A 23,598-nucleotide genomic window follows, 5' to 3' on the forward strand; every position below is an offset into this window, starting at 1 on the left:
GCCGGCACCCCGCCGGCGCCGTGCGCCGCACGGGCCGCGTCGCGCGGGGTCGAGGGCCGGACGGGCGCGCCGTCTCACCGGCGGCGTCGCTCGTGGCGGGCCACCGCCACCGTGAGGGCGAGCGCGTACAGCGCCAGGACGGCGGCGAGCAGCAGGTAGTACGGAACGGGAAGCGCTGTCATGCCGAGCGGCGGGCCGAGCGGGCCGACCGGCAGCAGCAGGCCGACGACGGCGAGGACGGCCGCCGCCCAGCCGACCGGGCCGGGCGCCCGCCTTCGGGCGGCACCGCTGCGGCCGGTGCGGCCGGCCCGGCCGGTGCGCAGCAGCACCATCACCAGGGCCTGGGTCAGCAGGTTCTCGGTGAACCAGGCCGAGTGGAAGACGGCCTCGTCGTTGAGCGCGTCGGGCCCCCACAGGGCGATGGCGAGGACGCCGAAGGTGGCGAGGTCGGCGATCGCGTTCAGCGCGCCGAAGCCGGTGATGAACCGCAGGAAGGCGCGCGGCCGCAGCACCGTCGGGCGGCGCAGCACCGGCGTGCCGGGGCGGTCGTGGGCGAAGGCCGACTGGGCCGCGTCGAAGCAGAGGTTCTGCACCAGCACCTGCGCCGGGAGCATGGGCAGGAAGGGCACCAGCAGGCCCGCGGCGAGCATCGCGATGACGTTGCCGAGATTGGAGGAGAGCGTGACCCTCAGGTACGAGGCGATGTTGCCGCTCGCGCACCGGCCGGCCGTGACGGCGTGGCCGATGGCCGTGAGGTCCTTCTCGGCGAGCACGACGTCGGCGCTCTCCCGGGCGGCGTCGCAGGCGGCCCGCGGCGCGATGCCGACGTCGGCGGCGCGCAGGGCGGGGACGTCGTTGAGACCGTCACCGAGGAAGCCGACGGTGTGTCCGGCGGCCCGCAGCGCGGCGACGATGCGCGCCTTGTCGTCGGGCGTGCAGCGGGCATGGACGGTGACACGGGCGACGCCGGTCGCGGGCCCGCCGTCGTCGTCCGCACGCGTCTCGCCCGCAAGTGGTCGGGCTCCGGCGTCCGGCCCAACGGGCGCGTCCGGCGCGTCCGGCGCGTCCGGCTCCGGTCCCAGGGCCCGTATCTCCGCCGGCTCCAGCCCCAGGTCGCGGCAGGCACGGGCCGCCGTGCCGGGGTGGTCGCCGGTGAGGACCGACACGGCGACGCCGGCGTCTGCGAGCCTGCGCAGGGCCTCGGCCGCGGTGGGGACGAGGGCGTCGCGGAAGGCGACCAGGCCCCGGAAGGTCAGGCCGCGTTCGTCGGCGGGCGTGTAGTCGCCGGTGCGGGCGGGGCGTTCGGCCGTGGCGAGGGCCAGCAGCCGCAGCCCGGAGTCCGCCTCGTGGGCGGCGAGCGCGCGCAGCCGCTCGCGTTCGGCGGGCCGGAGCGTACAGCGTTCCAGTACGTCCTCCATCGCGCCGCGGACGACGAGGACATGCGTGCCGAGCCGGCCGTGCACCACGGCGGTGGCGAGGCGCCGTACCGGATCGAACGGGACGGCCGCGACGCCGTCGTAATCCTCGCCGACCGCCCCGGCGGCCTCCAGTAGCGCCTCGTCGAGCGCGTCCGGGGTGGGCAGTTCGGCGAGTTGGAGGGTCCACCAGGCCCCGACGGCGGCCCAGCGCAGCACCTCCGCGTCGTCCCGCCCGTCGGGGCCGAGGGCCCGTTCGACGACGGGCCGGTCCTGGGTGAGCGTGCCGGTCTTGTCCACGCACAGCACGTCGACCGCGCCCAGGTCGTGCAGCGCGGGCAGCCGCTTGACGATCACACCGTGCCTGCGGGCGAGGAGCCGGGCGCCGCGGGCCAGACAGGTGGTGACGATCACGGGGAGCATCTCGGGCGTGAGTCCGACGGCCACCGCGACGGCGAAGGGCAGGGTCTCCAGACCACGGCCGCGCAGCGCGGCGTTGGCCATCAGCACCAGCGGCGGCGTCAGCAGCATGAAGCGGATCAGCACCCAGGAGATGCCGTGCACCGATCGGTCGAAGGCGCTGGGGGCCGCCCGGTCACCGCGCCTGCGCCCAGGCGTGCCGTGGGCGGCGGCGAAGCGCGTGCGCGCCCCGGTCGCCACCACCACCGCGGTGGCCGTGCCGGAGGCGACGCCGCTGCCCTGGAAGCACAGGTGGGGCTGCCCGAACGGGCCCTGCTCCGTCCGCGGCCCCGGCACCTCGACGGCCGTCTTGGCGGCGGGGGCCGACTCTCCGGTGAGCGCCGCCTGGTGCACGGTCAGCCCGCGGGCGCGCAGCAGTCGTACGTCCGCCGGTACGAGGTCGCCGGGCCCGAGCCGGACCACGTCGCCCGGGACCAGCTCGGCCACCGGGATCTCCCGGGCCCGCGGGCGCTCCTCGCCCGCCGCGCGGCGCAGCACGGTGGCGGTGCCGGAGACCAGCTCGCGCAGCGCGGCCGTGGACCGGTCGGCCCGGTGCTCGCCGACGGCGCGCAGCACGCAGCTGACCCCGACCAGGCTGAGGATCACCGTGGCGGTCCCCCAGGAGGCGACGAGCGCGGAGACCAGGCCAAGGCAGAGCAGCACGGCCGTGAACGGGTCCCGCAGGGCGCCGGCGCACAGCCGCGCCCAGGAGGGGGTACGGACCTCGGGGACCGTGTTCTCGCCGACCGCCGCCAGCCGGGCCTCCGCCTCGGTGTCGGTCAGCCCCTGCGGTCCGCTGTCCAGTTGCCGCAGTACCTGCAGGGGTGTGCCGTCGGGCGTGGCCGGGCGGCGGGTCGCGGCGAGCTCAGAGGCCACGGAGACGGCGCGCCGGGGTGCCGGCCGGGGTGGTACGGGCGGTGAGCCGGGCGACCGTGAGGCGGACGACGTCGACCACGTCGGGGTCGTCGACGAAGTACACCTGGCGGCGGCCCTCGCGGCGGGAGCGGACGAGACCGGCGAGCTTCAGCTTGGTCAGGTGCTGGCTGACTGCGGGCAGTGCGCCGCCGACCCGCTCGGCGAGCCCGGTGACGTCGCTCTCGCCCTGGGCCAGCGCCCATACGATGTGGAGCCGGGCGGGCGAGGCGAGCAGCCCGAAGGCCGCGGCCGCCTCCGCGAGCACGTCGGCGGGCGGGTCCTCGAAGCCACTGCCGGCTGCCGCCACGGTCGTTTCGTCCTCCTGTCTGCGCCGTACGCGGCCGTCAGCCGGCCGTACCCGGCCGTGCGCCACGCGCGGTGGTACGAACCGCACCAGTTTAGGCCGCCCGGGCGGCCGGAAGTCGCCTTCCTGTCGGCCGGAACTTATCCGCGGGCCCGTGAGTTTCCACGTTGCTGTAGATCTCATACCGATCTCGTACGACACCGACACGACTTATGGAGTGCACATGGCCCTGTGGGACCGCATCAAGGACTCCGCGACGCAGATGCAGACCCAGCTCGTGGCGAAGAAGAACGACCTGAAGAGCGGGGCCTTCCGCGACGCGAGCATGGCGATGTGCGCGCTCGTGGCCGCCGCCGACGGCACCATCGACCCCTCCGAGCGGCAGCGCGTCGCCCAGTTGATCGCCACCAACGAGGTCCTGCAGAACTTCCCCGCGGACGACCTGCGCCGCCGTTTCGAGGAGAACCTCAACAGGCTGACCACCGACTTCGACTTCGGCAAGGTGAGCGTGCTGCAGGAGATCGCCAAGGCGAAGAAGAAGCCGGCCGAGGCCCGTGCCGTCGTCCAGATCGGCATCGTCATCGGCGGGGCGGACGGCGATTTCGACAAGACCGAGCAGGCCGTGGTCCGCGAGGCCTGCTACACGCTGGACCTGCCGCCGCACGAGTTCGATCTCTGAGACGGCGGCGTCCGGGCGGGTGCCGGGCCCGGACCACCGGCACCCGTCGCGGCGCTCACAACTCGGCCAGTGCCCAAAGCACTTCGGTCGCGGCCGTCACGTCCGCCGTCAGCGGGCGGTCCTCGGTGCCGGAGGCAAGCGCGGTGTCCGCCACGGTGAACGCCGCAGTGGCGGGCGGGGCGGGCCGCAGCCGCAGGGCCCTTACGGAGCAGACCAGTTCGCAGGCGAGGACGGTCGCGTAGGCGTCCACCGCGCGCAGGGACTGCCGGGCGGCCTGGGAGGCGAAGCTGGCGGCCTCCTCCAGGCCGTGGGAGAGCACCGCGTGGCCGGCCGAGGCGGGCGTGGCGCACAGTCGCAGCTCGGCCAGCGCCGAGTTGGCGGTGTACTCCAGGATCATCGTCGCCGAACTGCTCGCCGGGCCCACGGCGAGGAACGCCAGCAGGCCGGTGAGGTCGGGGCGGCCCAGTGCGGTGAGGCGGGCGGCGGACAGCCGGGCGGTCTGCAGCACGGCCAGGTTCAGGGCGTCCAGGGCAAGGCCGAGGGGTGCCGCGTAGAAGCCGCCGTGGTGGTATGCCGCCGTGCCGTCCGGGGTGATCAGCGGGTTCTCCGAGGGGCAGTTGACCTCGGCCTCGACGACGCGGCGCAGCGCGTCGGCGGCGTCCAGGGCGGGGCCGTGCGCCTGCGGGAAGGCCCGGAAGCCGAACGGGTCCTGGATCCGCCGGCCGGTGCCGCGCGGCCGGTCGGGCACGCCGAGCAGCCGCCGCACCTCGGCGGCCGCGCGGGCGGCCCCTGGGTAGGGGCGCAGCGCGTGCAGCTCGGCGGCGTAGGCCTCCAGGGATCCGGAGACGGCGGCCAGCGACAGGGCGGCCACGGCGTGCGTGCCCCGCAGCAGTACGCCGAGGTCGTGACAGGCGAGCGCGGCCTGCCCGAGCGTCAGCGCGTTGCTGCTGAGCAGCGCGAGGGCGTCACCGGGCTGCGGCACGACGGGCGCGGGCAACCGGCCGGCGCCGTCGACCGGGGGCGGGTGGTTCCGGTGGCCACCGCGCCACTGCGCGGGCAGCCGGGCGGCCGCGGCGGCCGTCGCATCGGGGGCGTCCGGGGCGTCCACGCCGGGGCCCGCACCAGTGCCGTCCCGCGACCCTGCAGGCGGACCGGCACCCGGAGCACCTGGTCCCGTGCCACCGCCGGCCGTCGGCGAGGCGGGCCTTCCGGCGGTCAGCACGCCCGGACGCGCATCCCCGCCGTCCGCGCCGCGCCACTGCGCGGGCAGGCCGCCTGCCCCGGTATCCGGGTCGAAGCTCGCGCCCCGTTCACCGCCCTCGCCACCGTCACCGCCCTCGCCACCGCCCTCGCCGCGCCACTGTGCGGGCAGGCCGCCCTGGAGGGCGCCGGGCCCCGGCCGTTCACCGTCGCCCGCGCGCGGGCCCGGTATGACGTACGGGGTGGGGGCCGTCGGGCGCGGTTCGGCGTCGCCCTCCGGGGCGCCGCCCGTTCGGGGACGGCCACTGTGAGCCTCGCGGCGGCCGCAGTAAGCCTCGGGACCGCCGCCTTGAGCCTCGGGGCGGCCGCCGCCGGGTTCCGGCCGGCGGCCTTGCCCGGGCTCCGGGGGGTCGCTCAGCCAGGGGCGTTCGCCGATCAGGGTCAGGCCCGTCTGGGCCAGGGCCGTCAGGTCGCCGGTGCCGAGGCCGCCGTACTCGTTGACGGCCGGGTGCACGCCCAGGCGGAGGGCGTCGGTGAGGGCGGTGACGAAAGCGGGCTGGATGCCGGAGCCGCCGGCGAGGAGCTGGTTGGCGCGGATCGCGAGCATCGCGCGGACCTGACGGGCCGGCAGCAGCGCGCCTGCGCCGCCCGCGTGGCTGCGCAGGATCCGCAGGCCGTGCTCGCCCTCGTCGTGGGCGTCGACCGGCACCGAACGGTGGGCGCCGACTCCGGTGCCCCGGCCGTACAGCCGGCCGTCCGCGGCGAGCCGCCCGGCCGCCCGCCAGGAGCGCCGGGCCCGCTCGAACGCCCGGGCCGGCACGGCCGGTGCGGCGGCGGCGTCGGCGAGGCGGACCACGCCGTTCAGGTCGAGCGCGCGGCCGTCCAGCACGACGCGGGTCTCCCCGGCGTCCGGGGGCACCCGCGTCGGGTCGTCGGTGGTGCCGTCCAAGTGCGGTGCTGCGGGGTCAGTCGAGGCCGGCGGACTTCAGCCAGGCCTTGGCTACGTCCAGCGGGTCCTTGTTCTGCGACTGCACCTGGGTGTCCAGGTCCAGCAGGGCGGGCGTGTCCAGCTTGGCGGAGACGGCGTTGAGCGCGTCCACGCCCTTCTGGGAGAGCCCGCTCTTGTGGACGAGCGGCTGGACGTTCTCGAACCCGAAGAGGTTCTTCGGGTCCTGCAGGACGACGAACTTCTCCTTGGAGATGGTCGGATCCGTGGTGAAGACGTCCGCGGCCTGCACGGTGTTCTTCTTCAGCGCCGCCTGGGTCAGCGGGCCGCCCGCGTCCAGCGCCTTGAAGGACTTGAACTGAAGCCCGTACACCGACTTCAGGCCCAGCAGGCCCTGCTGGCGGGTCTGGAACTCCGGCGAGCCGCCGATGACCAGGTCCCCCGCGGCGTCCTTGAGGTCGGCGATCGAGGACTTGTCGGTGAGGCTGTACTTCTTCGCCGTCTCCTGGTTGACGGTGACGGAGTCCTTGTCCTGCGCGGGCGCCGGCTCCAGCAGGGTGAGCTTGGAGTCGAGTTTGGCGTTGATGGCGGCCGTCGTGGCGGCGACTGTCGTCGGGGCGGCGCTCTTGTCGAGGTAGGCGAGCAGCGCGCCGTTGTACTCGGGCAGAACGGTGATCGAGCCGTTCCTGAGCAGGCCGTAGGTGGTCTCGCGGCTGCCGATGTTGGGCTTGTAGGTGACCTTGACGCCCTTGGCCTTCAGGGCCTCGCCATAGATGTCGGCGATCAGGATGCTCTCGGCGAAGTTGTTGGAGCCGACGACGACGGTGCCGCCGCTCGCCTTGTCGCCCGAGAGGGGGTCGGACTTGTCGCCGGAGGACGACGAACAACCAGCACACCCGGCGACGAGTGCCGCGGTGGCGGCGAGTGCGACGGCGGCCGCGCCGGGGTTTCTCGTGCTGGACCTGGTGTTCTTCGCGTAAGAAGTCACAATTCCCGTTCCGGGCTCAGAAGTTGGTGGAGCACTGGCAGTGGCAGGGGCGCGCGGGGTGCGGGCACCGCACTTTCCTGATCCAATCCAGCCGGTTCTCGGTCAGTCAAGGGCCCCTGGGTCACCGATTGGCTTCGATGCGTGGTCAGTTGTGCAGGACATGCGGTGGCTTCGTAACACATTCTTGACATGGGACGAGGCGAACGCCGCCGCGAAGAAGCGGTAGGTTTCACGACAGTTGGCGTCAGCCACGGCGGAATACGGGGGCCGCTTCGGTGCTGTTGCAGCACCGTCGTCACGACCGTCCCCGGGTGGAGACTCCCGGGCGGAGACACCCTTCGAAGGAGGCCCGGTGTCCACGAACGAGGTGGACGCGCCCGCCCGTCCGTCCCCTGCGCCTTCGAACGGGGGCATCTCGGGGTTCGCCGACCGGTGGCCCTTCCGGCGCAAGCTCAACGTCCTGGTCGGCGTGCCCCTCGCTGTGGTCGCCGTGCTGCTCGCCTACCTCATCGCCGACCAGGTCGGCCAGGCCCGGGCCGCGGCCGCCGCGGCCCGGCTGGTGCGCGACAGCGCCCAGGTGGCCGCGCTGGTCGACGGGGTGGAGGCCGAGCACCAGCAGGCCATCCTGCTCTCCGTGCGTTACGAGGCCGCCGGCCCCGGCACCAGGCCCTCGCTCGCCCCGTACCGCAAGGCGCAGGCCGCGGTGGACGCCCAGGTCGCCACGGTGCGCCGGACGTTCGGCGACCGGCTGCCGGACACCGAGGCGCAGGCGCTGAAGGAGATCGAGGGCCTGACCAGTCTGCGGGAGACCGTCGAGCAGAGCCATCTGCCCGCCGACAACATCGACCCGGCCTACACGGGCGCCGCCAAAGGCCTGATCGACGGCCTGGGCCTCGACCGCAACGCCGCCCTCGCGGCCACCTTCACCGGCAACCTGCTCGACTCCCTGCTGCGCGCCGACGCCGCCCACAGCTCCTTCGAGACCAGCGTCTTCTCGGCCACGACCGGCGACAGCAACGCACTGATCGAGTTCACCGCCGCGGTCGGTTCCTACCAGCTGTACGGCTACCAGGCCGACCGCTTCGCGCGGTTCGGCACCGAGGCGCAGGCGGACCGGCTCGCCGAGATGGAGCACAGTCCCGCGCAGCGCGGGATCGCCGAGGCGTACGCCGAGTTGCAGATCGACCCGAGCGGACTGCAGGCGAGCACCCCGGCCGAGATCCGGCGGGAGTTCCAGGACGCGCTGGGCGACTACCCGGCCTACCCCGAGCAGGCGGCCAGCCGGCTGCGGATCGCCTCCTCGCTCATCGACCAGATCGCCGACGGCGCCGACGACTCCTCGACCGGCGCCTGGTGGCGGGCGGCCCTGCTGCTGTCCGCCGCCCTGCTCGCCTTCCTCCTCTGGCTGGCCTTCTCGGTGGCGGTGCGCCGGTCGGTGGTCCGTCCCGTGCAGGCGCTCACCGGGGCCGCCCAGGAGATCTCCGCCGCCACCAGCCGGGAACTGTCCCGGGTGGCCGACGACGACGCCGACGACTCGGGCCCGCCGCGGCTGAGGGACGTGCCGGTCACCGCGCGGGACGAGATCGGGGACCTCGCCGAGGCCTTCAACCATGTGCAGACGACGGCCGCCGCGCTGCTGGAGCGGCAGGTGCTCGGCCGCCGCAACGTCGCCGAGATGTTCGGCAACGTCGGCCGCCGGGTCAGTAATCTGACCACTCGTCAACTCGCACTGATCGACGCGGTGGAGCGCGGGGAGACCGACCCGGCCCTGCTCGAACGCCTCTACTCCATCGACCACATCGCCGTACGACTGCGCCGCAACGCCGACAGCCTGATGCTGCTGGCCGGGATCCGCGAGCCCGTCCTGGACTCCGGTCCCACGGCGCTCACCAACGTGGTGCGCGCCGCGCTGGGGCAGATCGAGGGCTATCAGCGGGTACGGCTGTACGCCGAGACCGAGGCCATGGTCGAGCCGGACATCATCGGCGACCTCACGCTGATGGTGGCCGAACTCCTCGAGAACGCCGTGTCGTTCTCCCCGGCGGGCAGCCCCGTCGAGGTGACCGTGCGCTCCGGCGACGAGGGCGCGTCGATCGCGGTCTGCGACCACGGCCTCGGCATGAGCGCCGAACGCCTGGCCGAGGAGAACGCCCGTCTGATCCGCCGCGAACGTCTCGACGTGGTGCCGACGAAGGTGCTGGGCCTGTTCGTGGTCGGCACGCTGGCCCGCCGCCGGGAGGTCGGCGTCACCCTCTCCCGTACCCCGGGCGGTGGCGTGACGGCCGAGGTGCTGCTCCCATCCACACTGCTGCTGACCATGAGCACGGTGACTGCCGGCGGTTCGGTTGCCGGCACGGCGGCAGCGGCAGCTGCCCCGGGCACGGATGAGGGCCCGACCCCAGCCTCGGGCAGGGATGAGGACTCGACACCGGACACGGACACGGGCACACGCACGGACACGGACACACGCACGGACACGGACACAGGCACGGGCACGGGCACGGGCACGGGCACGGAAGCAGGATCGGCAGCCGGCTCCGGACCGCGGCCGTCCGCCGCGGCGCCGTCGCGGCGCCCGTCGGAGGACGACGCGCCCGCACTGCCCCGCCGGGTCCCGCGCCGCGATGCGGCCGCGCCCGAGACCTCACCCGTGACGGCCCCGGCGGAGCCGGACCAGCCCTCCCGTGCGGCGGAGCAGTCCTTCGTCCCCCGGGCCCGCACGAAGTCGCTGCCCTCCGCCGAGGCACCCTCCTCCCCCACCGCACCACCCTCCGACGACCCCGCCTCCCCCCGTACCCTGCGCCGCCGGGTCCGCGGCGCCACCCTCTGTACGAGCGCGGAGGCCGCCGCTCAGCAGGCCGTGCGCCAGGCCGCCGTACGACCCGCCGACGCCGAGGCCGTGCGGTCCGCGCTCGAGGAGTTCGAGGCCGCGGTGGAACGCGCCCACCGCGACAGCGACAGCGACACCGGCACCCACGCGCGACCCGCCTCCCCCACCGCGCGGATTCCCACCCCAGGCACGCACCACCACTACGACCCGAACGACCCGAACGACCGGAACGACCGGAACGACGAGAACGACCGCAACCACCGGAACGACCGGAACGACCTCCCGGAAGGAGCCGAGCAGTGAGCACGTCGACAGGTGACACTCCGACGGGAGGCGCCACGCCGACCGACCTGCAGGCCGCCGCAGCCGACTTCACCTGGCTGCTCAGCCGTTTCGCGACCGAGACCGCGGGCGTCGTCGACGCCATCGCCGTCTCCTCGGACGGGTTGCTCATCGCGGTCTCGCAGCTGCGCGAGCACGCCGACTCCGAGCGGCTGGCCGCCATCGTCTCGGGCATCACCAGCCTGGCCGCCGGCGCCTCCGGCAACTACGGCCTCGGCGGTCTCAACAAGGTCATCATCGACCTGGAGGGCGGCCACGTCCTGGTCTCCGCGATCGGCAACGGCGCCGTACTCGGCGTGGTCGCCGACAAGGAGGCCAAGCTCGGCAACATCGCCTACGAGATGACGCTGTTCGCCAACCGCGCCGGCGCCGCGCTCAGTCCCCAGCTCGTGCTCGAACTGAAGAACAGCGTCGGCGCCACGCCGACGCGCTGACCGGTCGCCGCCGGTCGAGGAAGGAAGAAACACCCATGGCGGACGGCTCCACGCCCCCGGGTGGCGACCCGGTCGGCCCCGCCCCCGCCGTTCGGCCGTTCCTGGTCACCGCCGGCCGGGTGGCGCCCACCGCGTCCGGCCGGCCGGTGCCGGTGGAGACCCAGGTGGTGGCCACCGCCGCCGGGCTCGAGGCACTGGAGCGGCTCTCGTTCGAGCAGTACGACATCGTCGCCGCCTGCCGCCGGCCGCAGTCCATCGCGGAACTCGCGGCCCGGCTGCGGCTGCACCTGAACGTGGTGCGGGTGCTCGCCGAGGACCTGCGCGCCGCCGGGCAGCTGACGGTGCACGTGCCCGACTCCGGCGCCACCCACGACGCATCCGTCCTGCGAAGGGTTATCGATGGCCTGCGGGCCATCCCTGACTCCCGGGGAGTACTCCGTGACACCGACTGAACCTCTGCCGTGCGACGCGGCCGCGCAGCCCTCCGTACGGCCGCCGCTGCCGGTCAAGATGGTGGTCGCGGGCGGCTTCGGCGTGGGCAAGACCACCGCGGTCGGCGCCATCTCCGAGATCGAGCCGCTGACCACCGAGGCGGCCATCACCGAGGTCGCGGCGGGCGTGGACGACCTCACCCACACCCCGAGCAAGACGACGACCACGGTCGCGATGGACTTCGGCTGCATCACCATCGACCCGACGCTGAAGCTGTACCTGTTCGGCACGCCCGGGCAGGAGCGGTTCGGCTTCATGTGGGACGACATCGTGGAGGGCGCGATCGGCGGCCTCGTCATCGTCGACACCCGGCGCCTGGACGACTGCTACGCGGCCGTCGACTACTTCGAGCACCGGCGCATCCCGTTCGCGGTGGCGCTGAACGCCTTCGACGGCCGGGTGGAACACTCGCTGGAGGAGGTCCGCTGGGCGCTCGACGTCGGCGAGCACGTCCCGGTGGTCGTCTTCGACGCGCGCGAGCGCGGCTCGGTGAGGGACGCGCTGCTCGTCGTGCTGGAGCTGGCGCTGGCCCGCACCGAGGGCTGACCGGGCGTCAGCCGCCGCGGCGCACCCCGGGCGACACCGCGAACCGCGCGGCGGCCCAGAACACCCCGAGGGTCGCCAGCGCCAGCACGGCGACCAGCGTGGCACCGCCCACGACCTTCTCGTAGTCGCGCTGGTAGAGGCCGTCGACGATGTACCGGCCGAGGCCGCCGAGGCTGACGTAGGCGGCGATGGTGGCCGTCGAGACGATCTGGATGGCCGCCGAGCGCAGTCCGCTCAGGATCAGCGGGAGCGCGACGGGCAGTTCGACGTGGAAGAGGACGCGGGACTCCCCCATGCCCATGCCCCGCGCCGCGTCCACCGGGGAGGGGTCCACGGAGCGCATCGCCTCGTACGTCGTCACCAGGATCGGCGGAACGGCGAGGACGACCAGCGGGATCATGACCGGCACCATGCCGAAGCCGAGCAGGATGAACATCAGTACCAGCAGGCCGAAGCTGGGCAGCGCCCGCCCGGCGGTGGCGATCAGGGCGAGGGCGTTGCCACCGCGCCCGTAGTGCCCGGTGAACAGGCCGATGGGCAGCGCCATGACGGCGGCCAGGCCGAGCGCCGTCAGCGAGTAGCGGAGGTGCTCGGCAAGGCGGGTGGGAATGCCGTCGTAGCCGTGCCAGTGGGCGCCGTCGCTGAAGAAGGCGTTGACGAAGTGCAGTACGTTCACCGGACGGCGTCCTCCAGTGCGGGCACGGCCGCGTCGGGCCCGGCCTCGGTGGCCCTGGTTCTGGCGCGGCGGGTGCCGTGCGGCATCCAGGGGGTCAGCAGCAGGCGTACGAGGACCAGCACGGCGTCGGCGAGGATCGCCAGGACGGCCGTGGTGACCACGGAGTTCACCGCGAGTTCGGGCCGGTGGTAGATGTTGGCGTCGTTGAGCAGGTTGCCGAGCGCGCCCTGGTTGCCGATCAGCATGCCGACGCTGACGAGGGAGATGCTCGACACGGTGGCCACGCGCAGTCCCGCGATGATGGCGGGCACGGCGATGGGCAACTGGACCTGGAAATAGCGCCGTACGGGCCCCAGGCCCATGGCGGTGGCCGCGGCGAGCGTCTCCTGCGGCACCGAGCGGACGCCGTCGACGATCGCCGGGACCAGCACGACCAGGCTGTAGACGGCGAGCGGGATCATCACGGTGAGCTCGGTCTGGCCGGTGTAGTCGATGAGGACGACGAAGAAGGCCAGCGACGGGATGGCGTACAGCACGGTCGTCACGCCCAGCACGGGCGGGTACAGCCAGCGGAACCGCACGCACAGCTGCGCGAGCGGCAGGGCGGCGACGAGGCCCGCCAGGACCGGCAGCAGTGCCTCGCGCAGATGCAGGCCGATCAGGCCGAACCAGCTGTGCTGGAGGTCGCTCGGGATGTCGAAGAAGCGGTTCATCCGGCTACCTTGGCGCCGGTCTCCACGCCCGTCCGTGCGTCGGTCGCGGCGCCGCCGCGGCCTGCGGCGTGGGCGCTGCGGATGGCCTCGCCGATGGTCTGCTGCGAGACTACGCCGACCACCCGGCCGGTGCCGTCCACGGCGACCGCCCAGCCGGTGGGTGAGAGAACGGCGCAGTCGAGGGCTGCGCGCAGCGACTCGCTCCCGTACGCGAACGGCCGTCCGTGGGACAGCAGCCGGGCGGGATCGATCTCTCCAGCGGTCAACCCGCCCGGTTCGCTCCAGCCGAGCGGCCTGCCGTCCAGGTCGGTGACGAGGAGGTAGGGCGCGTCGGCGGTGGTGCGGGCGGCGATCTGCTCGGCGGTGGAGTCCAGGGCGACGATCGGGGCCGTCTTCAACTCCAGCCCCGCCGAGGCGAAGAAGGACAGCCGGCGGATGCCCCGGTCGGTGCCGAGGAAGTCCTCGACGAAGTCGTCCGCGGGCGCGGACAGCAGTTCGGCGGGCGGGGCGTACTGGGCGAGCCGGCCGCCGGTGCGCAGTACCGCGACCGTCGTGCCGAGCTTGATGGCCTCGTCGATGTCGTGGGTGACGAAGACGATGGTCTTGCCCAACTCATCCTGGATGCGCAGCAGTTCTTCCTGCAAGCCCTTGCGCACCACCGGGTCGACGGCCGAGAACGGCTCGTCCATCAGCAGCACCGGCGGGTCCGCGGCGAGCGCCCGCGCCACGCCGACGCGCTGCTGCTGGCCGCCGGAGAGCTGATACGGGTAGCGCTTGGCGAGGGAGGTGTCCAGGCCCACCCGCTCCATGAGTTCGGCCGCCCGCGCCCGTGCCTTCTGCCGGCCCCAGCCGAGCAGCCGGGGCACGGTCGCGATGTTGTCGACGATGGTGCGGTGCTGGAAGAGCCCGGCGTTCTGGATGACGTAACCCATCGACCGGCGCAGGGTGTTGACCGGCTGATCCCGGATGTCGGCGCCGTCGAGCAGGATGGCGCCCCCGCTCGGCTCGACCATCCGGTTGATCATGCGCAGGGTCGTGGTCTTGCCGCAGCCCGACGGTCCGACGAGGACGGTTATCGAGCGGTCCGGTATCTCCAGCGAGAGCCGGTCGACCGCCACCGTGCCGTCCGGATACCGCTTGGTGACTGAATCTATCCGTATCAAAACGCCGAATACCCTTCGGGTCTGGCAGAAGCTGCCGGCTCTCGGCCACGGTCGCCCGGGCCGTTGCGGGGAGAGTCTAGACGCCGTTGGTTGCGGGGATTCGGCGGGCGAACGCGCCGGCGCGGGGAGGCGAAGGGGGCGGGCAGGCGAAGGGGGCGGGCAGGCGAAGGGGGCGGGCAGGCGAAGGGGGCGGGCAGGCGAAGGGGGCGGGCCGATCAGGGCCCGCCCCTCGACGGGTGCGGCCGCCGGTTCAGGTCCGGCCGGGGCCTCCGCTGCCGAAGGAGCCGCTGCCACCTGGGTGCCAGCGGTGCCGGTGCTGGTCCTGGCTGCGCCGGGTTCCGGCCGCGTGCAGCTCGTAGGGCATGAGCCGCTCGCCCTCGTCCGGGTGCAGCTCGTCCGGCTCCCGCATCTCACTGATCTCGTGGACGGCCCCGGTGACCGGCAGGTGCGGCTGCTCGGACGGCTTGGGCCGGTCCGGCTCCCGGCGCATCACGCCGATGCCCATCCCGACGGCCCACACCAGGGCGATCACGACGACGAGGCCGCCGATGAAGGCTCCGAAGGTGCCCCACAGGTGCGGCGCCACCGCCAGTACGACGTAGGAGGCTGTGTCCATAGTTTTCCACCCGCCTCGCTGAGGAAAGCGAAGAGTGCCAGTGACGCCGGTGGCGCCACCTGTGTCCCATATTGTCCCACCGTCACAGGCCGCTGCAAAGCGTTGCACCCTGCACGCGGGAATCCGTTCACAAGGCCCTGACCTGCGGCCGGCCGGAAGATCGGAACCGCGGCCGGCACGCCGGCCGGCCCCGGCCCGTTTCCGGGGACCGTCCCACGTCACAGGCCTGCTGCCGACGGGACACCCGCGCTTACTATGAACTTTCGTACCTGCCTTGGTACTTATGCGAATCCGCGGGGAGGCGTGCAGGTGACCAGCGTGCTGTTCATCCACGGTACGGGAGTGCGGGCGCCCGCCTACACCACGGCACTGGAGGCCGTGCGGGCGGGACTGGGCAAAGTACGCGACGACGTGACGGTCGCCGAGTGCGACTGGGGCTCGGCGCTCGGTTCGTATCTGCGCGCGGACGGCGCCTCCATCCCGGGGTACCGCCCCCGCGCCACGGACGCCCGGCGGGACCCCGAGGACGAGGAACGGGCCCGCTGGTCCCTGCTGTACGTGGAGCCGGACGCCGAGTTGACCCTGTTCGCGCTGAGCGCCCGGCCTGCCCGGGCCGCCTTCGCGCCGGGCACGGTCCCGGCCGGTCAGCGGCTGTGGCGCCGGGCGGGCGCCCTCGACGGCCTGCCTGACGTACGGCAGGCATGGGCGTCGGCGGGGCTGGAGCGGCACCTGGCGGACTGTGTGGCCGCTCTGACGTCCTCGGCGGAGTTCCGGCTCGCCTGCAACGCCCTGGACGGCCCGGAGGCCGACGGGAGCCTGGCGCGGCTGACCGGGCGCTCGCTCGTGGCCCGGGCCCTGGTACGGCTGCCCGGCGGCCCCGGCACCCTGCCGGTGCCGGACCGGGACGCGGCGGTGGACGCGGTGACCGACGCGCTGGGCGGCGACACCCGAGGGGTGGGTGACCGGCTCGGGCGGGCCCTCGGCGCCTCCGCGCGGCTCGTGGAGCGCACGGGCGGATCACGTCTCGTCGTCAGCCGGCGCAGCCCGATCAGCGAGCGCTCGCTGGGGTTCTCCGCCGACATCCTGAGCTATCTGGTGCGGGGCGAGGCGGTGCGGGCCTACGTCGCCGATCTCGCTCGCCGGCTCTCCCCGCCCGTGGTGCTGCTGGGCCACAGCCTCGGCGGCATCATCGCCTTCGACCTGCTGGCCGGCCGGGCCGGGGGCGGCCGGCGGCCGGCCGCCACGGCCGCACCGGAGGCGGCCGTGCACCAGCTGATCACGGTGGGCTCCCAGGTGCCCCTGCTGTACGAGCTGGACGCGCTGCCGTCCCGCCCGTACGGCACCGGACTGCCCGCCGGCTTCCCCGACTGGCTCAACGTCTACGATCCCCGGGATCTGCTGTCCTTCGTCGGCGAGGAGATCTTCGGCTCCCACGTGCGCGATGTGGAAGTGGACAATGGACAGCCTGTGTCGGCCGCCCACAGTGCGTACTGGGCGAATCCCCGCCTGTACGAGGTGCTGGCGGAGGCGCTTCCGGGATGATGTGTGGGCCACGCGGTGCGAGGGGGAACGCACGTGCAGCAGCGCTCTTGGAAACTCTCGGCGAGACGGCAGGTGCTGGGGGCCATGGTCGAGGCCCTTGGCACCTCACCGGCTCTCGCGGAGACGCGCGGCCGTATGCAGTGGGCCCGCGAGCTGTCCGCGGAGTTCCCGGGCCTGGAGCTCGCCGGGTTTCCCACGCCCCGGCAGGAGTTCTTCGAGGCGGTCCAGCACTGCAGCCACGACGAGGACGGTCTCGAACGGCTGGTGGACATCACGGAGTTCCTGGCGCCCGCCCTGTCGGCCAGGCTGCGCCCGCTGCTGGAGGAGTGGTACGCGGCCGAACTCTACGAGGGGCGTGACTGGTCGGCCCTGCGCCGGGGACTGGACTTCGGCCTGCCCGAACTGCCCGCGCTGATCGCCGAGGTCAGCGGCGACCGCGTCCGGCTGCCCGCGTACTGCACCTCGGTCTGGCACGCCTTCGTCCATCTGGCCGGCCACAACGCCCCGGTCGGCGGACTCGAGCCCAGCATGGTGCTGCTGGAACACCTGCTGCTGCGCACGGAGGCGGCAGGGCTCGTCGGCGAGATACGCGCGTGGAACGACCACTTCGCCGCGCTGTGGGGCAGGGCGGAGGGGCCCGCCGGACTGCGGGCGCTGCGCGCCGACCTGGCGGCCTGGCACCGGCCGCACCCCGACCCGGACGAGGACACCGGCACCGGCACCGGCACCGATGCCCACGCCGATGCGCCCCGAACGGCCGCGTCCGCCCAGCGGTCCCGGCCGGTTGCGGAACCCGACCCCGAGGACGTGTCACAGGCTCCGGTGATCCGCATGTTCATCAAGATCGCGCCGGACCTGCGCCCGTCCGACGCCGACGGCCCGCGAAGAGGGCGGCGGGAGAGCCGGTACCGGATCTCGTCCCGGGTCCGCTACCAGGAGTCCACGCGACTGCACCACGAGGGCCGCGACCCGCAGGCTCCGGTGCCGCGCAGCAAGGTTCCGGGCGCCGTCGCCGAGCTGCTGTCCGCGACCGCCGAACTGTGGCAGTCTCGGGACGAGAACGTCGTACTGGAGATCTTCCTCCCGGCGGAACTGCTCGCCGAGCCGGTGGAATGGTGGAACAGGAATCCTCAACTGGGCCACCCCAACCCGCTGTTGAGTAAATATTCTTGGATTTTCCTTCACAGCCTGGAGCGCATGCAGCGACGCGATCTGCATCATGTGTGGCGCAAGCGATGGACACGGTGGCGGAGCGACCCGGAGGCCGGACGGGCTCACTGGTGCGATCCCCGGGGGCACGCCGCCGCCGAACACCTTGAGCTGCTGGATGCCCGGATCGGCAAGGAGGAGGGGGTGGTCTGCATGGTGCTCAGTGACACGCCGCGGGCCAGGAACAGCACGGGCCTGCGCGAGTTACGGCTGGGACTGGACCACGGCGTGCCCGTCATGGTCTTCCATCGGGAGTCCGGTGCGCCGGAGGCGTTCCGGGCCTTGGTCAAGGAGCTGCTCTTGGCCGATGAAGGCCTGGCCAACCTTCCCGGTACTGCACGACAGTGGAGAAGCGATGCCGCTGCGGGTACGGCCCACCCACGCGACAGGGACCTGATCAGGCACCTGGGCGTGATCTGGGACGACCCGCATCAGCTTCTCGACGGTGACGCATGTGCTCCCGCCGCGTTCATAGGGGGGACGGATTGACAGCGTTGGAGACGAGCGCGTTGCCCTACCGGGGCACGGGGCGGTCGGTGCCCGAGGTTCCCTACGAGGAGCGGAGCTGGCCCCCGGGGCCGCGATGGCGGAGCTTCAACGGCGGTCCGCCCCTGCCCCAGCCACCCGAGGACGACGAGGCCGACCGCCGGCTCGGTCCCGCCGACGCCCCGCGGTGCCCGCCCGCGGACGAGGTCCGGCTGGTGAACGCGGCCATCCTTCTGCGCCGTCCCCTGCTGGTCACCGGCCGCCCCGGGGTGGGCAAGTCGGCGCTGGCCTTCCGGATCGCCCGCGAGCTCGGCCTGGGACGCGTTCTGCAGTGGCCGATCACGAGTCGTACGACCCTGACGTCGGGCCTGTTCGAGTACGACGCCATCGGCAGGGCCCAGTCCGCCCAGGCGTGGCTGATGGCACGTCAGGCGGCCGGGGGCGACCTGGACGAGGACGCGGCCGCGGCCGAAGGCCTGACGGACATCGGTGACTTCGTCCAGTTGGGCCCCCTCGGCACCGCCCTGCTGCCGTACCGGCTGCCGCGGGTCCTGCTCATCGACGAGATCGACAAGGGCGACGCGGATCTCCCCAACGATCTGCTCACACTGTTCGAAGATGGTTGGTATGCTCTGCCACCACTCGTTCGGGTGAAGAAACAGAATCCGGTGGTGGGGGTGCACACCGCCGACCCGGGCGGCTTCGCTCCCATCCAGGAAGGTATTGTCCAGGCTCGGGCATTTCCGATCGTGATCATGACCTCCAATGGGGAGCGCGCATTCCCGGAAGCCTTCATGCGGCGATGTCTGCGTTTGGACATGGCCGATGTCGATGCGGAAGGGTTGGCGGAGTTGCTCTCCGCCCACTTCTCCGACCAGCTCGGTGACATGCAGGGAAAGTTGATCCGCGCGTTCAGGTCCCACAGCGAGGAATCCGACGGACTCGCCGCCGACATGCTGCTCAATGCGGCGCACCTGGTCACGTCGGGCGCCTACACCTACGCAGAGGGCGACGACTCCGAATGGCAGGCCGTGCTGCGCGCCATCTGGCACCCGCTGAACGCCGATGGGACTGGGCTGAGTGACTGAACACCACCCCGCATCCCGGGGCCGGACGCCGCGTGACCCGCGCCCGGCCCCGGATCACCCGCGCCTGCGCGTGGGCGACCTGCACTGGCGGGAAGTCGCCGATGCCCTCTGGCTCGCCCAGGAGCATCCCGAGCTGCTGTCGCCCGGCGACGGCGCAGAGCACCCCTTGCTCGTCGAGGAGGACCCGGCGGCGCGGGAGGCGCAGGCGGCGCCGGAGCAGCCCGCGCTGCCGCACCCGGAGCACCCGGAGGGCCCGCCGGACCCCGAGGGACCTCAGGACCTCCGGGACCCGGACGGCCGGGAGGACGCGCAGGCCCCGGACGGCCCGCCGGACGCGCACGACGCGGGGCGGCCGGCGCCGCGCACCGGGCCGGACGGTGCGTCCGAGCCCGCCGGAGACGAGGACCGGCCGTCCCCGGTCGACCGGGCGGCCGCGACGTCCGGTCCGCGCAGACGCTTACGCCGGCGCACGGCACGCGGCCGCGGCCGCCACCCCGGGGGCGGCGCCCTGGGCCGGGCTCTCAGGCCGCTGCGGCAGCAGAGCCTGGCGTCGGCGGACCAGGAGCTGGACGAGGAGCGGACCGGCGAGCAGCTGGCCGAGGCGCCCTGGCTGCCGCCCGTACTGCGCCCGGCCCCCGAACCCCGCTGGGACGTCGTCCTCGTGGTGGACACCGCGCCCCACATGGCGGCCTGGCGGCGCGCCGCCTCGGGCCTGCTCGGGGCCCTGCGCCGCTACGGCGGCTTCCGCAGCGTGGAGCTGCGGCATCTGGGCACCGGCCCGGACGCCGACGGCACCGTCGCACTGCGCAGCCCGGAGCCGCCGGGGCGGCCCCAGCCGGTCCGCAGCCTCGTCGACCTCTCGGGCCGCCGTATCGTCCTCGTCTTCACCGACGGCATGGGGGCCGCCTGGCGGTCGGGGACCGCGCGCGCGGCGCTCGCGGTCTGGGGACGCCACCAGCCGGTGGCGATCCTCACCCCCCTGCCCCAACGGCTCTGGGACCGGACCGCGTTGCTGCCCGAGCGCATCCGTATGCGCGCCCAGGGACACCGGACGGCCAACGGCCAGGTGTCCTGGGAGCTGATCCACCCGTACACCAACCACGAGTGGTCGCACTCCCCGCACCGCAACCGGTCCTTCCCGGTGCCCATCCTGGAGGTCGAGGGCGGCTGGCTGGCCCCCTGGGCGCGGTTCGTGGCCGCCGCCGAGCCCCGGTGGGCCGAGGTCGCCGCCACCGTCGTCACCCCCGGCGCGAAGCCGGTCCCCTTTCCCGACTCGGCCCAGTCCCCGCCGGAGGAGAGTCCGGTGCAGAAGGTGGCGCGGTTCCGGGTCTGGGCGTCCCCGGAGGCCTTCGAGCTGGCCGTGCGGCTGGCCGCGGTGCCGCTGGAGCTGCCGGTGATGACCACGGTGCAACGGGATCTGCTGCCCGGCTCCGAGCCGGTGCACCTGGCCGAGATCCTGATGAGCGGACTGGTCGAACCCGCACCGGGCAGCAGCACCTCCTTCACGTTTCTGGACGGAATCCGCGCGGAACTGCTCGCCGCGGGCACCAAACGCACCACTTTCCGGGCAGCCCGGACCGCGGCGGAAATTCTCGCGCCGAAAAGCGGCGCGGCGCGGGAACTCCTCGCCTATTTCGACGGCCGGGAAAGCGCGCTCGCCACGAATGTGCCGCCCGGGGATCTCCGCTTCCGAACGGCCGAATACACCGTGCTGAGTTCCCTTGCCGGTCCTCATCTGCAGCGCGCCCGGAGGCTCCGGGGGCTCCTTTCCACGCACATCCAGTCGGATGAAATGTCCGGAGCTCGTGCGCACAACGAAGTCATGACCGATCATTCACGAAAAGGTTCCGGCACTATGGATCTCCCCGACCCACCCGAGAGCCGGAGCACGCCCGCGTCTCTGCCCGCCACATATGACATTCCCGGGCAGGTCCAGGCCGGCCCACGCCAAGGAGGCACGAAAGTGACCACGGTTGCCCGAGGGACCGCCACCCCGGCCCCCGACGAAGGGAGCCTGACGCCGGGTCAGCCTCAGCACGTCGCCAACAGGCTCCGGCCGACCGTGCTCGGCAACATGCCCCCGCGCAACGCCCTCTTCACCGGGCGCGACGACCTGCTGCGCAGCCTGGAGCAGGATCTCAGCCAGGGCCCCACCGCCGTGCTGCCGCACGCCCTGCACGGCATGGGCGGCGTGGGCAAGTCCCAGCTGGCCCTGGAGTACGTGTACCGCAACGCCTCCCGGTACGACGTGGTGTGGTGGATTCCGGCCGAGCGGCCGGCCCAGATCGCCCAGGCACTGGTGGAACTCGCCCAGCGCCTCGGGCTGCCGGTCACCGCCGAGGCCAACACCGCCGTGCCCGCGGTGCTGGAGGCCCTGCGCACCGGACAGCCGTACCGGAACTGGCTGCTCGTGTTCGACAACGCCGAGAGCCCGGAGTCCGTACGGGGCTACTTCCCCACCGCTCCCGGCAGCGGCCCCGTCGGCTCCATCCTCGTCACCTCCCGCAATCCGCAGTGGAACACCCTCGCGCATCCGCTGGAGGTCGACGTCTTCAAGCGCGAGGAGAGCATCCACCTGCTGCAGCGGCGCAACCCCGACCTGCCCGAGAGCGAGGCGGACCAGCTGGCGGCCGTGCTCGGCGACCTGCCGCTGGCGGTGGAGCAGGCTTCCGCGTGGCGGGCCGAGACCGGCATGCCGGCCAGCGAGTACCTGCGCCTCTTCGCGGAGAAGAAGGCGGAGCTGATGACCGTCTCCCAGCCCACCCACTACGAGGAGACGGTGGCGACCGCGTGGAACGTCTCCCTCGACCACCTGGAGCGCAAGAACGCGGCCGCCCTCCAGCTCCTCCAGGTCTGCGCCTACTTCGCCCCCGAACCGATCTCCCGGACGCTCTTCTCCCGGGCCCCGGTCGAGCCGATCGCGCCCGATCTGGACCGGGCCCTGACCGACCCGCTGCGCCTGGGCCGGGCCATCCGGGAGATCAACCGCTACTCGCTGGCGAAGATCGACCACCGTACGAACTCCATCCAGATGCACCGGCTCGTGCAGGCGGTACTGATCGCCCGTATGCCACACGAACAGCGCGCCCGTATGCAGCACGGAGCGCATCTGCTGCTGGCCGGTGACACCCCCCGCAACCCCCAGGACCCGGCGCACTGGCCGCAGTTCGGCGAACTGTACCCGCACGTCCTGGTGTCGGAGGCGGTCAAGTCACCCTCCCGGCACGTGCGGCAGATGGTGCAGAGCGTCGCCGAGTACCTCTTCTACTGGGGCGAGCACGAAGGCGCCCGGGAGTTCGCCCAGAGTGCGTACGACCAGTGGTGCGAACTGCACGGCGAGGACGACCGCCAGACGCTGGTGCTCGGGCGCCATCTGCGTTACGTCCTGTGGACCATGGGCCGTTACGAGGACGCGGCGGCGCTCAGCCAGCGCATGCGCTCGGTCCTGGAGCGGCCGGAGGCGGACGCGGACGAGGAACTCCTGCGCGTTCTGGGGCTGGTGGCGGCGGACCGGCGCGCCCAGGGCGACTTCAAGGAGTCGCTGCGCATCAACGAGGAGGTCTACCAGCGGGCGCTGCGCTACGGCGACGACGAGCCGGAGACCCTGGTGCACGCCCACAACCTGGCGGTCAGCCTGCGCGTCAACGGCCGGTTCCAGCACGCCCTGGAGCTGGATCAGCAGACCTGGCAGCGCAAGACGCAGATGTACGGCGAGGAAGCCCTCAGCAGCATGCTGACCGAGAGCAGCGTGGCACTGGACCGTCGTGAGCGGGGCGAGTACCTCGCGGCGGTGCAGCTGTTCGAGAACATCACGGAGCGCTACCGCCAGCAGGTCGGCGACAACCACCCGAACACCCTGCGCAACCTGGCCCGGCTCGGGGTCTCCCTGCGCAAGGCGGGGAGGCACGAGGAGGCCGCCGAGCTGACCCGGCTGGCCCGCAAGGAACTCCTCAGCCGGTACGGCCCGGAGCACCCCGACTCCCTCGTCGCCTCCCTCAACCTCTCCGTGGACCTGCGCCAGTTGAACGACCTCAAGGAGTCGGTGCAGCTGGGCGAGCGGACCCGGGACCTGTATGTGCGGGTGCTGGGCATCGGGCATCCGCACACCACCGAGGCCGGCATGGACCTGGCCATCACCTACCGGCTGATGAACAAGGTCGCCGCGGCCCGCGAACTCAACGAGGACGCGCTGTCCCGCTGCCTGGCGGTACTGGGCCCGGACCACCCCGACACGCTCGTCTGCCGTATCAACCTGGCCAGCGACATGTTCGCGCAGGGCGAGGTGGGCGCCGCGCTGGCCCTGGACGAGGAGACCCTGGCGACGGCCGCGCGGGTGCTGGGCGACCGGCATCCCACCGTTCTGGTGCTGACCAGCAACACGGCCCAGGACCTGAAGGCGCTGGGACGCGCCCAGGAGGCCGAGGAACTGCACCGCAGGGCGGTGGACGGGATCGCGGAGGTGCTGGGCGAGGCGCACCCCGCCCGCGCCGACGCGCTGGCGTGGCGGCGGGCGAACTGCGACATCGACCCGATGCCGATCTGACCATGGTCGGTG

17 protein-coding genes are annotated in these 23,598 nt (G+C 73.0%); 9 read left to right on the forward strand and 8 right to left on the reverse strand.

Annotated elements, in window-relative coordinates:
* Positions 1-74: 74 nt before the first annotated feature.
* On the reverse strand, positions 75-2,750 hold the full coding sequence (locus tag ACH4UM_RS08125) for an HAD-IC family P-type ATPase (protein ID WP_398175297.1): 2,676 nt from the start codon (positions 2,748-2,750) through the stop codon (positions 75-77).
* A complete protein-coding gene (locus tag ACH4UM_RS08130) occupies positions 2,740-3,096 on the reverse strand; it encodes an ArsR/SmtB family transcription factor (protein WP_398175299.1) in 357 nt (118 codons plus the stop codon). Before ACH4UM_RS08130 ends, ACH4UM_RS08125 begins: the two co-directional genes overlap by 11 nt.
* 220 nt (positions 3,097-3,316) lie before the next feature.
* Here ACH4UM_RS08130 and ACH4UM_RS08135 point away from each other — a divergent pair, with 220 nt between their 5' ends.
* Positions 3,317-3,772: a tellurite resistance TerB family protein gene (locus tag ACH4UM_RS08135; protein ID WP_398175301.1), complete on the forward strand. Its 456-nt coding sequence runs from the start codon at positions 3,317-3,319 to the stop codon at positions 3,770-3,772.
* A gap of 55 nt (positions 3,773-3,827) precedes the next feature.
* Here the strand turns inward: ACH4UM_RS08135 and ACH4UM_RS08140 are convergent, their stop codons facing one another.
* Both ACH4UM_RS08140 and ACH4UM_RS08145 read right to left on the reverse strand, forming a co-directional pair.
* Complete coding sequence (locus tag ACH4UM_RS08140; RefSeq protein WP_398175303.1) at positions 3,828-5,921, reverse strand: aromatic amino acid ammonia-lyase; 2,094 nt, start codon at positions 5,919-5,921, stop codon at positions 3,828-3,830.
* Between the two features lie 16 nt (positions 5,922-5,937).
* The gene (locus tag ACH4UM_RS08145) at positions 5,938-6,906 is read right to left on the reverse strand and encodes an ABC transporter substrate-binding protein (protein WP_398175305.1); all 969 of its coding nucleotides are present in this window, start codon (positions 6,904-6,906) and stop codon (positions 5,938-5,940) included.
* 352 nt (positions 6,907-7,258) lie between these two features.
* Between ACH4UM_RS08145 and ACH4UM_RS08150 the strand changes: the two genes are divergently transcribed.
* The 4 genes from ACH4UM_RS08150 to ACH4UM_RS08165 are packed head-to-tail and all read left to right on the forward strand — an operon-like array spanning position 7,259 to position 11,550.
* Positions 7,259-10,039, forward strand: coding sequence for an ATP-binding protein (locus tag ACH4UM_RS08150; protein WP_398175307.1), 2,781 nt, complete (start codon positions 7,259-7,261; stop codon positions 10,037-10,039).
* Complete coding sequence (locus ACH4UM_RS08155; RefSeq protein ID WP_398175309.1) at positions 10,036-10,512, forward strand: roadblock/LC7 domain-containing protein; 477 nt, start codon at positions 10,036-10,038, stop codon at positions 10,510-10,512. The genes ACH4UM_RS08150 and ACH4UM_RS08155 overlap by 4 nt, the downstream gene beginning before the upstream one ends.
* A 35-nt stretch (positions 10,513-10,547) precedes the next feature.
* Positions 10,548-10,964: a DUF742 domain-containing protein gene (locus ACH4UM_RS08160; RefSeq protein WP_398175311.1), complete on the forward strand. Its 417-nt coding sequence runs from the start codon at positions 10,548-10,550 to the stop codon at positions 10,962-10,964.
* Positions 10,951-11,550 carry a GTP-binding protein gene (locus tag ACH4UM_RS08165; RefSeq protein ID WP_398175313.1) on the forward strand — a complete coding sequence of 200 codons (600 nt, stop codon included), beginning with the start codon at positions 10,951-10,953 and terminating at the stop codon, positions 11,548-11,550. The genes ACH4UM_RS08160 and ACH4UM_RS08165 overlap by 14 nt, the downstream gene beginning before the upstream one ends.
* 7 nt (positions 11,551-11,557) lie before the next feature.
* Here ACH4UM_RS08165 and ACH4UM_RS08170 read toward each other — a convergent pair whose 3' ends face one another.
* The 4 genes from ACH4UM_RS08170 to ACH4UM_RS08185 form a co-directional block, all read right to left on the reverse strand.
* Positions 11,558-12,226: an ABC transporter permease gene (locus tag ACH4UM_RS08170; protein WP_398175315.1), complete on the reverse strand. Its 669-nt coding sequence runs from the start codon at positions 12,224-12,226 to the stop codon at positions 11,558-11,560.
* Positions 12,223-12,939 (reverse strand): ABC transporter permease, encoded by a 717-nt coding sequence (locus ACH4UM_RS08175; protein ID WP_398175317.1) that lies wholly within the window; start codon positions 12,937-12,939, stop codon positions 12,223-12,225. Before ACH4UM_RS08175 ends, ACH4UM_RS08170 begins: the two co-directional genes overlap by 4 nt.
* Complete coding sequence (locus ACH4UM_RS08180) at positions 12,936-14,102, reverse strand: ABC transporter ATP-binding protein (RefSeq protein WP_398175319.1); 1,167 nt, start codon at positions 14,100-14,102, stop codon at positions 12,936-12,938. The genes ACH4UM_RS08175 and ACH4UM_RS08180 overlap by 4 nt, the downstream gene beginning before the upstream one ends.
* Positions 14,103-14,352: 250 nt before the next feature.
* Complete coding sequence (locus ACH4UM_RS08185; protein ID WP_398175321.1) at positions 14,353-14,718, reverse strand: DUF6479 family protein; 366 nt, start codon at positions 14,716-14,718, stop codon at positions 14,353-14,355.
* A gap of 309 nt (positions 14,719-15,027) precedes the next feature.
* On the opposite strand from ACH4UM_RS08185, the gene ACH4UM_RS08190 reads away from it, so the two are divergent.
* From ACH4UM_RS08190 to fxsT, 4 genes are all read left to right on the forward strand, one after another.
* Positions 15,028-16,260 carry a hypothetical protein gene (locus tag ACH4UM_RS08190; RefSeq protein WP_398175323.1) on the forward strand — a complete coding sequence of 411 codons (1,233 nt, stop codon included), beginning with the start codon at positions 15,028-15,030 and terminating at the stop codon, positions 16,258-16,260.
* Positions 16,261-16,293: 33 nt separating this feature from the next.
* Positions 16,294-17,958, forward strand: coding sequence for a hypothetical protein (locus tag ACH4UM_RS08195; RefSeq protein ID WP_398175325.1), 1,665 nt, complete (start codon positions 16,294-16,296; stop codon positions 17,956-17,958).
* A gap of 212 nt (positions 17,959-18,170) precedes the next feature.
* Positions 18,171-19,043: an AAA family ATPase gene (locus tag ACH4UM_RS08200; RefSeq protein WP_398175327.1), complete on the forward strand. Its 873-nt coding sequence runs from the start codon at positions 18,171-18,173 to the stop codon at positions 19,041-19,043.
* The gene (gene fxsT, locus ACH4UM_RS08205) at positions 19,036-23,586 is read left to right on the forward strand and encodes an FxSxx-COOH system tetratricopeptide repeat protein (protein ID WP_398175329.1); all 4,551 of its coding nucleotides are present in this window, start codon (positions 19,036-19,038) and stop codon (positions 23,584-23,586) included. Before ACH4UM_RS08200 ends, fxsT begins: the two co-directional genes overlap by 8 nt.
* The last annotated feature ends 12 nt before the right edge of the window (positions 23,587-23,598 follow it).

The organism is Streptomyces sp. NPDC020801, assembly GCF_044334385.1.
Classification (GTDB): domain Bacteria; phylum Actinomycetota; class Actinomycetes; order Streptomycetales; family Streptomycetaceae; genus Streptomyces.

Excerpts from the sequence above, each read along its gene's own strand:
- ACH4UM_RS08185 (WP_398175321.1), bottom strand. The coding sequence starts at position 14,718 with ATGGACACAGCCTCCTACGTCGTACTGGCGGTGGCGCCGCACCTGTGG.
- ACH4UM_RS08160 (WP_398175311.1), top strand. The coding sequence starts at position 10,548 with ATGGCGGACGGCTCCACGCCCCCGGGTGGCGACCCGGTCGGCCCCGCC.
- ACH4UM_RS08175 (WP_398175317.1), bottom strand. The coding sequence starts at position 12,939 with ATGAACCGCTTCTTCGACATCCCGAGCGACCTCCAGCACAGCTGGTTC.
- ACH4UM_RS08135 (WP_398175301.1), top strand. The coding sequence starts at position 3,317 with ATGGCCCTGTGGGACCGCATCAAGGACTCCGCGACGCAGATGCAGACC.